Origin of the sequence: Paenibacillus sp. IHB B 3415, from assembly GCF_000802655.2 — a bacterium.
In the GTDB taxonomy this organism is placed as follows: Bacteria; Bacillota; Bacilli; order Paenibacillales; family Paenibacillaceae; genus Paenibacillus_AQ; species Paenibacillus_AQ phytohabitans.
The window spans coordinates 1-8,935 of record NZ_JUEI01000138.1; the positions used below are offsets into that span (position 1 = coordinate 1).

The 8,935-nt window shown below is 48.6% G+C and carries 11 protein-coding genes; 8 read left to right on the plus strand and 3 right to left on the minus strand.

Annotated elements, in window-relative coordinates; all coding sequences use genetic code 11:
* Window positions 1-212: 212 nt before the first annotated feature.
* The 4 genes from QW71_RS35035 (at window position 213) to QW71_RS35050 (ending at window position 4,134) form a co-directional block, all read left to right on the plus strand.
* A complete protein-coding gene (locus tag QW71_RS35035; RefSeq protein ID WP_039310345.1) occupies window positions 213-905 on the plus strand; it encodes a phosphoadenylyl-sulfate reductase in 693 nt (230 codons plus the stop codon).
* Window positions 906-940: 35 nt separating this feature from the next.
* Complete coding sequence (sat, locus tag QW71_RS35040) at window positions 941-2,116, plus strand: sulfate adenylyltransferase (RefSeq protein ID WP_039310347.1); 1,176 nt, start codon at window positions 941-943, stop codon at window positions 2,114-2,116.
* A 72-nt stretch (window positions 2,117-2,188) separates the two neighbouring features.
* The gene (gene cwlD, locus QW71_RS35045) at window positions 2,189-2,935 is read left to right on the plus strand and encodes an N-acetylmuramoyl-L-alanine amidase CwlD (RefSeq protein WP_039310349.1); all 747 of its coding nucleotides are present in this window, start codon (window positions 2,189-2,191) and stop codon (window positions 2,933-2,935) included.
* 89 nt (window positions 2,936-3,024) lie between these two features.
* Window positions 3,025-4,134 carry an Mrp/NBP35 family ATP-binding protein gene (locus QW71_RS35050; protein WP_039310351.1) on the plus strand — a complete coding sequence of 370 codons (1,110 nt, stop codon included), beginning with the start codon at window positions 3,025-3,027 and terminating at the stop codon, window positions 4,132-4,134.
* Between the two features lie 81 nt (window positions 4,135-4,215).
* On the opposite strand, the gene gerD is transcribed toward QW71_RS35050, so the two are convergent.
* Window positions 4,216-4,917: a spore germination lipoprotein GerD gene (gerD, locus tag QW71_RS35055; protein ID WP_039310352.1), complete on the minus strand. Its 702-nt coding sequence runs from the start codon at window positions 4,915-4,917 to the stop codon at window positions 4,216-4,218.
* A 127-nt stretch (window positions 4,918-5,044) separates the two neighbouring features.
* Between gerD and QW71_RS35060 the strand changes: the two genes are divergently transcribed.
* Window positions 5,045-5,644: a KinB-signaling pathway activation protein gene (locus tag QW71_RS35060; protein ID WP_039310360.1), complete on the plus strand. Its 600-nt coding sequence runs from the start codon at window positions 5,045-5,047 to the stop codon at window positions 5,642-5,644.
* Window positions 5,645-5,764: 120 nt separating this feature from the next.
* Window positions 5,765-6,586, plus strand: coding sequence for a PPK2 family polyphosphate kinase (locus tag QW71_RS35065; RefSeq protein WP_039310354.1), 822 nt, complete (start codon window positions 5,765-5,767; stop codon window positions 6,584-6,586).
* Window positions 6,587-6,631: 45 nt separating this feature from the next.
* Here the strand turns inward: QW71_RS35065 and pdaB are convergent, their stop codons facing one another.
* On the minus strand, window positions 6,632-7,435 hold the full coding sequence (gene pdaB, locus QW71_RS35070; protein ID WP_039310356.1) for a polysaccharide deacetylase family sporulation protein PdaB: 804 nt from the start codon (window positions 7,433-7,435) through the stop codon (window positions 6,632-6,634).
* Between the two features lie 131 nt (window positions 7,436-7,566).
* Between pdaB and QW71_RS35075 the strand changes: the two genes are divergently transcribed.
* Both QW71_RS35075 and QW71_RS35080 read left to right on the plus strand, forming a co-directional pair.
* Window positions 7,567-8,178, plus strand: a complete 612-nt coding sequence (locus tag QW71_RS35075) for a stage II sporulation protein M (RefSeq protein ID WP_039310357.1) — start codon at window positions 7,567-7,569, stop codon at window positions 8,176-8,178.
* Window positions 8,179-8,420: 242 nt separating this feature from the next.
* Entirely contained in the window at window positions 8,421-8,651 is a 231-nt protein-coding gene (locus QW71_RS35080) for a hypothetical protein (RefSeq protein WP_025336637.1), read from the plus strand.
* Between the two features lie 101 nt (window positions 8,652-8,752).
* Here the strand turns inward: QW71_RS35080 and QW71_RS41705 are convergent.
* Window positions 8,753-8,935, minus strand: a 183-nt coding sequence (locus tag QW71_RS41705; protein WP_235441637.1) for a hypothetical protein, incomplete at its 5' end; no start/stop codon positions are given.

Below are 8,935 nucleotides of genomic sequence, written 5' to 3' on the forward strand. Positions count from 1 at the left end.
AATAACCGCTGGCTAGAACGTTATTCACCCGTTAGGGTGATTTTGTTCTGTTTTTTATCATCAAAATATTAATTCCCCGAATACTTTATTCCAAAATGAACAAAACCCATTGACTTCGCCACTGAAACAGATATACTATACCATATAGAATTAGTCGGGATTAATCTCTCAGAGGATTCGATCTTGGCTATATCCGGATGGAGGAAGATTAGATGAATCTGCTTGAGAAAGAGGATTTAATCAAAGTTAAAGCTGAAGAATTGGAGAATGCCACTCCTGAAGAGATTATCCGCTGGGCGGTAGAGACTTTTCCTAATATAACCTTTGCCTGCAGCTTTGGTGCCGAGGATGTAGTACTGGTGGATATGATCCAGAAGGTCAGCCCGTCGACAGATGTTTTCTATCTCGATACCGATTATCATTTCAAGGAAACCTATGAGACAAGAGATATTATGGCTGACAAGTACGGAATGGAATTCGTCCGTGTATCGCCGCAGATTACTGTGGAAGAGCAGGCACTGCAGTATGGTGAGGCGCTTTGGAACACTGACCCGAATCAATGCTGCGCCATCCGTAAGGTTGAGCCGCTCACGCGTATTCTTTCGCAATACGACGCTTGGATTACCGGAATCCGCCGTGATCAGGCACCAACCCGTGCCAACTCCAAAAAGGTGGAGTATGATAACAAATTTGGCCTTGTAAAGTTTAATCCGATTGCAAGCTGGACCACAGAGGATGTATGGAATTATATCCGCGAGAATGATGTAGTCTATAACCCGCTTCATGACCGTAACTTCCCTAGTATCGGCTGTGAGCAATGCACCCGGGCAGTTATGCCTGGTGAAGATCCGCGTGCCGGAAGATGGTCCGGATCAGACAAAACAGAATGTGGATTGCATAAATAACACACTAGCATTGCACACAGGAGGAGAGAACAAGGATGACTTCAATACTTCCTCATGGAGGAACACTAGTTCAGCGTATAGCAGAGGGTGCGGAGAGAGAACAACTGCTGCAGCAGGCCTCAGCCAATAAATCAATTGCGCTCAATACATGGACTTTATCTGATTTGGATTTGATTGGTGTAGGTGCATTTTCGCCGCTCACGGGTTTCTTGAATGAAGCGGACTACCATTCTGTGGTCACAAGCATGCGTCTGGCAGATGGAACCGTATGGAGCATTCCTATCACACTCGCTGTAGATGACAAGCAGGCGCCATCCCTTGCAGTAGGAGACAGAGTGTCGCTGATTGGTGAAGAGGACGGTGTAGTCTACGGACTGCTTGATATTGAGAGTATTTACGAAGTGGATCAGCAGCTGGAAGCGCAGAATGTGTTCAAGACAACCGATCCTGAGCATCCTGGCGTGAGTAAGCTGCTAGCCCGTCCGGCAACTTATGTCGGTGGTCCTATAACTGTACTGAACCGGCCGCAGCCAGAGAAATTCGGTGAGTTCTATTTCGACCCTGCCGAGACCCGTCAGATCTTCGCGGACAAAGGCTGGAGAACCGTCGTGGGTTTCCAGACACGCAATCCGGTACACCGCGCTCATGAGTACATCCAGAAATGTGCTATGGAGGTTGTAGACGCTCTGTTCCTGAATCCGCTTGTGGGTGAAACCAAGTCTGACGATGTGCCGGCCAATGTGCGGATGAAGAGTTATCTTGCGCTCCTGGAGAATTATTATCCGGAGAACCGCACATTCCTGGGCGTATTCCCGGCGGCAATGCGTTATGCCGGACCGCGTGAAGCTATATTCCATGCGATGGTACGCAAGAATTACGGCTGCACACATTTTATTGTCGGTCGTGATCATGCAGGTGTGGGTGACTACTACGGCACATACGAAGCGCAGGAGATCTTTGCGAACTTTACCGCCGAGGAACTAGGCATTACGCCATTATTCTTCGAGCACAGCTTCTTCTGTGTGAAATGCGGCAATATGGCCTCCAGCAAAACCTGCCCGCATCCGGGCGATCAGCATTTGACGCTCTCTGGAACTAAGGTGCGGGCACTTCTTCGCGACGGACAATGTCCGCCACCTGAATTCACGCGCCCTGAAGTGGCGCAGATTCTGATTGAAGGCATGTCTCCGGAAGTTTCGGTCCAAGCTTAAACAGCCAGTACTATTTGGCCCTCTTGTCCCATATAGATGAGTAGAATCTATCGGGACGAGGGGGTCTTTGTTATGTCTGGCCGACAGCAGCATAAAGTCTCGGTCTGGATCTCTTGGAGCAGCATCAAAAAAAGCATCCTGGGCGCTGCATTACTCGCTGTGATGATCGGTATCATTGCTTATGATATGCCGACTGCCAAGACGATCAATTATTGGAGTCTGCCGCTTTCCGGCAAGGTAATTGCCATTGATGCGGGCCACGGGGGTCCGGATGGCGGCGCAGTGAGCCGGGAGGGGCTGATTGAGAAGGATATCAACCTCTCGGTGTCCCTTTATTTACGCGATTATCTGCAGCAGGCGGGAGCTATTGTAGTAATGACCCGGGAAGGGGATTATGATCTGGCCCAGGACAGCACCAAAGGGTATGCCAGACGCAAGACGGAGGATCTGAAGCAGCGGGTCAGAAGTATCGAGGAGAAGGGCGCCGATCTGTTTATCAGCGTACATATGAACAGTATTCCTTCGAACCGCTGGAGCGGAGCCCAAACCTTCTATTATCCAAGCAATGAGGGCAACAAGGCGTTGGCCGGATTGGTACAGGATGAGCTGAAGGCTACCCTTGAGAATACAGACCGTGTGGCCAAGACTGCGAACACCATTTATTTGTTAAAAGTATTAAAAATGCCGGCTGTCTTAGTTGAGGTAGGGTTCCTATCCCATCCTGAGGAATCCGTTCTGCTTGGAGACGATGTGTATCAACGGAAGGTGGCAACCAGTATCTACCGGGGGATCTTGCGGTATACCTCTGAGCAGCCATAGGGTGGGACTACTCTTCCGCCGGAGGGTAATGCTATAATAGACGAAAATACCGGAGCTTACCCGTCCGGGAAGGAACAGAGGTGCTTTCCATGCTGACTAGGGAACAAATTCAGGAACTTTTGCAGCCGCTCACAGACCCGGAATCCGGAAAAAGCCTTGTCGAATTACAGCTGATCCGCGATATCATGATTAAAGAAGACCGGATCTCGCTATCTGTCGTGTGTCTTGACTCCGAGGAGAAGCAGCGTATGGAGCTGGAGCAGCAGGTTCGCGATTTGCTTACTGAGGGCGGAGCGGATAATATTCATATCCGTCTGCGCGATGCCACCGATTATGAACGCGCTATACTCCGTGGAGAGAGTGCAGAGGACGAGCAGGAATCAGAACAAGGCGAGAAGCTGAAAGGCCATGCAGCGGGCCTTGAGGGGCATGAGCTGATCAACGAGAATTCGGGTGTGAACTTCATCGCGATCGCCAGCGGCAAGGGCGGAGTGGGAAAGTCAACGGTGACGGTGAACCTGGCCGTAGCACTAGCCAGAAAAGGTAAAAAGGTCGGTCTGATCGATGCCGACATTTACGGCTTCAGTATTCCGGACATGATGGGGATTGAAGAAGGCCCGATAGTGGAAGAGGGCATCATCATTCCGGTGGAACGATTCGGAGTGAAGGTCATGTCGATGGGCTTCTTTATCCGTGAGAATAGTCCGGTCATTTGGAGAGGGCCGATGCTTGGCAAAATGCTGCGCCAGTTCTTCAGCGATGTAGGCTGGGGTGAACTGGATTATCTGCTGCTGGATCTGCCTCCGGGAACGGGCGATGTGGCGCTTGACGTGCATCAGATGCTGCCGCACAGCAAGGAGATTATTGTAACCACCCCTCATGCTACGGCTGCCTTTGTGGCTGCGAGAGCGGGCTCTATGGCTCTGCAGACTGATCATGAGATTCTTGGGGTCATCGAGAATATGGCCTATTATGAATGTTCCTCCTGCGGCAAGAAGGATTATATCTTCGGACGCGGCGGAGGTGCCCGTCTGGCCGAAACACTGCATACAGAGCTGCTGGCCCAGGTGCCGCTCGGTGCACCGGACAACCATATCTCTGAGCCTGATTTCTCACCGTCAGTGTATAAGGCGGATACGCCAACCGGAGGGTTATTTGCAGAAATTGCAGACAAGCTGATCGCCAAGTACGAAGAGTAAGCTCTGAGAAATTTGTTTGCACACAAAAAGGCCTGTCCCATATGGGGCAAGGCCTTTTTTGAAAAGAATGTATATGTTATTTTAGGAGCCGGAATCATCTCCGCCTTCCTGCTTCTGACTGTCGCCCCCGCTTTCCTGTTCCTCTCCGCCCCCGCCGCCTTTTTCGGCATCCTTTTTCTGTACCTTAGGCTGCAGCTCTTCCTGTACTACAGTTTTGAGCAGATCGAGCACTTCCATACGGAAGAGCGGGTTCTGCATGGCCTCCTGCATAATGGTCATGGATTGCTTGCGGTAATCGGAAGTCTTAGTAAGGTCTAGGAACATTTTCATCATTTCAGGCGATTTCATAATTTCTTCTACAGACTTTTGATAAGTGGGGTCCTTGATTAATTGAAGATGCAATTCCTTGCTCTGCGTATTAATCGCTTTGGCGAACTCCCCGGCAAACTGTGGGTCCGTCATGATCTTTTCGATTTCCTTCTGGTACTCAGGAGCTGTGATGGTGTCTTTAACCGCGATCCGGATCTGCTCGGTTGTTTGCATCGGCATCATTTTCATGCTCAGCCCGCTTGTGCTGCTTTCACCCGAGCTGGGGATAGAAAGGGCCTCCTCAACCGCCTTTTTCCCCTCATCGCTTTTCAATATATCTACAACCATCGTCTTCATTTCCTTATATCCGCCCTGTCCGGAAGAAGAACTGCTGCTCTGTTCGCCTCCGCAGGCCGTTAAGGCCATAACCAAGCCGAGTGCCAAGCCTCCAGACCACAAAGTCCTCCATTTCATTGGCGCTGCCCTCCTTTATAGAGTTACTGACTGTAGTATGCCGCGGGGGCACACATTTATGTTGGAGTGTAATGGTTTTTTGACGGTAACCTTGGTAAAATAAATCTGACACGGGGAGGTGAAAGCGCTGAACTTAAGAAAATGGTTTTATTTATTCTGGACCACGCTTTTGATCGGAGCAGGAGGGGCCGTGATTGCCGGTCTTGCCCTGCAGACAGTCAATGGCGGAATCGATTTCAAGAGCACCGCCGACCTTTTACTTTACTCCCTGATCCTTTTTGGCTACGGAGTGCTCGTCAGTGTATATGCACAGCTTGGGTTCTTCGCTTATCTGATTCTTAATTACATGGGCACCGGCGTGTTCCCGCGCAAGGCATGGCGGTACATACAACTGGTGCTGGCAGTGCTCGCGCTGCTTGAACTGGTTTTCCTGCGTACATTTTTGAGCGGGGACCGGAGTGTTGCATCTGACCTGATTTTGGGTCTGGGGATTCTGCTTACCGCAATTATTGTTTCCTGGTTCAAAATGCGGGGTACCAACGCTTCGGCCTGGATTCCAACCTTTTTCTTTATGACCGCCATCACCATTGTTGAGATTATCGGTGTACTCCGGATCGGCGTAGATAGCGCCACCATTTTTATTCTGGTTCCGCTGGTTGCTTGCAATGCGTTCCAGATTTTGATGCTGCACCGGATTTTGAAACCGGCCTCAATTAAAAGTCCATAAACCAAAACCCCGCTCACCTGAATACACTCAGGGTGGCGGGGTTTTGGCATTGCTTATACGGAACGGTTAGAATCAAGTTGATGAGGTTATTCTTAAAGAACAGAGTGGAGGAGGGAATATATGAACATCAAGCGTTATATGATAAAAGACACAAGTGAAACACGCCTGAAAGACCTCGATCCGGATGAACGCGGCGAATTCAAATCCAAAGAAGAAGCGGAAGCCAAAATGGAGAAGCTAAAGAAACGGCTGGCAGAGCTTCAGGATATCCTTTTTGCACAGAAGAAGCATTCCCTGCTCGTTATTCTTCAAGGAATGGATTCCAGCGGGAAGGACGGAACCGTTAAGCATATTTTCTCCGGCATTAACCCGCAAGGGTTCATCGTTACCAGCTTCAAGAAGCCCTCTTTGGAGGAGGAAGCTCACGATTTCCTGTGGAGAGTCCATATGAAGACACCGCCCAAAGGCTATATTGCTGCGTTTAACCGTTCGCATTATGAGGATGTGCTGGTACCGCGTGTGCATGGCAGTCTGAAGAAAGAGGATGCCAAGCGGCGTTTCCGCTACATCCGCCAGTTTGAGGAAATGCTGGCGGAAGAGGGGACAACGGTAATCAAGCTCTTTCTGCATATCTCCAAGGAGAAGCAGCTGGAGAAGATCCAGGAGCGGCTTGATGATCCGGCGAAACATTGGAAGTTCGACGCCAGCGATCTGCAGGAACGCGAATTCTGGGACGATTATCAACAAGCCTATGAAGATGTTTTTGAGGAAACCAGTATAGAGAAAGCTCCATGGTACTGGATTCCGGCGAATCACCGCTGGTACCGCAATTATCTGGCGCTGGCCATTGTGGTGAAAACGCTGGAGGGGCTTGACCTGAGCTACCCGAAACTAAATTCACCCACTCCGGATATTTCCGAGCTTATTTCTCCGCGGCACTAATAGATAACTATCCCCTGCAGCGGCTGCGTTCAGAATAGGCCAGGACTACATCCCGGCAGCGTCTTCCAAGCCATTATCCAGCCAAGCAGAGTCGCGGACTTCTTTGCCCTCTGCACTGCTTTGGCTGATTAATTCAGAGACAGTAACGAACTCATATCCTTGGCTGCGCAGCTTATCAATGATTTGCGGCAATGCCTCATGAGTCTGCTTACAGGAGTCACTGGCATGCAGCAGTACGATATCTCCGGGATGGGCCTTGCTCGTCACACGATTCACGATATTATCCACACCGATGTTCTTCCAGTCCAGCGAATCTGTATCCCATTGAATGACCTTATAACCAAGGTCGGATGCAACCTGCAGCACTCTTTTGTCAAAATCGCCGTTAGGCATTCTGATGAGGTTGGGCTGTCTACCTGTTAATTCGGTCAAGACCGTATGGGCTGTAGTAATTTGCGTACGGATTTCTTCATTGCTCAGTGTACTGTAGTTCACATGCTTGTGGCCGTGGCTGCCAATCTCGTATCCGGCGTCTTTGATGCTGGTGACAATCTCTGGATGGGTCTTACTCCAAGGGGAGGATAGAAAGAAGGTAGCCTTATCCACCTTTTTGTCTTCCAGCACCTTCAGGATCGGTTCCGGTCTCTTCTCCCCCCAGCTAATATCAAAGGTTAAGGCAATCAGCTTCTTTTCCGTCGGCACGCTGTAAATGGCGGAAGGGGCTGCTTCAGAGAAAACAGTAATATTACCCCTCTCGACATAGACGACGCCGGCGGTAAGAAGCGCAGCAGCAAAGATATAAATGAACCGTTTTATCTTTTTGCCGCTGAATACATAAAAAGAATTCATAATGTCAGCGCTCCTCTCCCATGCGAAATGCTTGTTTGTTCTAAATGTATGCTCGTACAGGACGCTTATGACCGCAGATATAAATCCGCAGCAAATGCTTTTAAAGAGCGATATCATTTCAGGAGGTACACATGTTATCTTTTAATACGTTTATCAAAGATCTGGGAACGATCCGCAAAGCGCTGCTGACAGCAGCCTTGTTATTCATAGCCGGCGGAGTAATTGGCTGGATAGGTACGGGAAGTCTGCAGCAGCTGCTGAATGAGCAATTGAAAGGAATCAGCGAAATCAGCGGGAGCCTTAGAGAATCCTCTAATCCGCAATGGAGCTTTTTTGTATTTATCTTTCTGAACAACAGCATCAAAAGCGTGGTCATTATATTTCTAGGGGCACTGTTTGGAATATTGCCGGTGTTCTTCCTGCTGATTAACGGTGCGGTCATTGGTTATCTGATTCATCTGTCCGCAATACAGGGACAGGACCTGTTCACCCTGATTGTAAAAGGATTGCTGCCGCACGGGATTATCGAGATTCCGGCAATCATTATTGCCTGTGCCTTTGGTCTGAAATTCGGAGGCAAAGCGTTATCCGCCCTGTTTCGGGCGGGAAAGAGGAATGAGAGGGAAACGGACCATTGGCAGGCGTTCATGCGGCAGACTTTTACCGCTTCGGTATGGATTGTTATTCTGCTGTTCGTTGCCGCAATCATTGAGAGTACAATTACATTTTCACTTTTATCATAAAATTTATGGGAATTGAGCATAACATTAAAAGCCAAATATATTGGTCCCATAGTTGGAATTTGGATATAACGAGACCATAATGGATTTTTTTATAATTATGGTTATAGATCCTATGCTCCGGTTAATCTAGTGTAAGCAGTACAATTGGAGCTTCCCACATCGAATGGTCTATTTTCTACAGTAGAGGACATGGCATTTGATGGTTGTTGATAGCTATGAATTTCATGAAGGAGGCCAAGCATATGCTCGGGATGTTGTTCAATGAGAAGGAATGCAAGGAGCTGGACTATGTTTTGCGCAAAGAGCTGGATGAAATGCTTCTGGATTTGAGCGATCAGCGTTTAGATCAGAATATCAGACACGCTATTGCCAATCGATATAAAACCGTATTCCGTATGTATGCACGTTTTGCCCCACAGAAGGAGTTGTCCAAGTACGCGTGGGGAGGACGTTCCTCACAGTTCAAACATTGAATTCTAAAGTGCTATAAGACCAGAACAAATAAAATTAACCTAATAGCTTGACTAAAAGGGAGCCGGCATGATACATTATATCTCGCGCTCCTTTTGAATGTTTAAAAAGGTGCTGCAGGCAGGAAATAATGAAAAATAACTTTTTCAAAAAAAAGCTTGCCAAACAACGAAACACTATGATATATTATAAAGGTCGCCGCTGAGGTGCGGTGAAGAGCTAAAATGAGACATTGGTCTTTGAAAACTGAACAACGAGTGAGTGGGAAATCACGAAAGTGACTTCC

Coding starts and splice junctions, on each gene's coding strand:
- sat (WP_039310347.1), top strand. CDS start 941: ATGACTTCAATACTTCCTCATGGAGGAACACTAGTTCAGCGTATAGCA.
- QW71_RS35080 (WP_025336637.1), top strand. CDS start 8,421: ATGCTCGGGATGTTGTTCAATGAGAAGGAATGCAAGGAGCTGGACTAT.
- pdaB (WP_039310356.1), bottom strand. CDS start 7,435: ATGAATTCTTTTTATGTATTCAGCGGCAAAAAGATAAAACGGTTCATT.
- QW71_RS35050 (WP_039310351.1), top strand. CDS start 3,025: ATGCTGACTAGGGAACAAATTCAGGAACTTTTGCAGCCGCTCACAGAC.
- cwlD (WP_039310349.1), top strand. CDS start 2,189: ATGTCTGGCCGACAGCAGCATAAAGTCTCGGTCTGGATCTCTTGGAGC.
- QW71_RS35035 (WP_039310345.1), top strand. CDS start 213: ATGAATCTGCTTGAGAAAGAGGATTTAATCAAAGTTAAAGCTGAAGAA.
- gerD (WP_039310352.1), bottom strand. CDS start 4,917: ATGAAATGGAGGACTTTGTGGTCTGGAGGCTTGGCACTCGGCTTGGTT.
- QW71_RS35065 (WP_039310354.1), top strand. CDS start 5,765: ATGAACATCAAGCGTTATATGATAAAAGACACAAGTGAAACACGCCTG.
- QW71_RS35075 (WP_039310357.1), top strand. CDS start 7,567: ATGTTATCTTTTAATACGTTTATCAAAGATCTGGGAACGATCCGCAAA.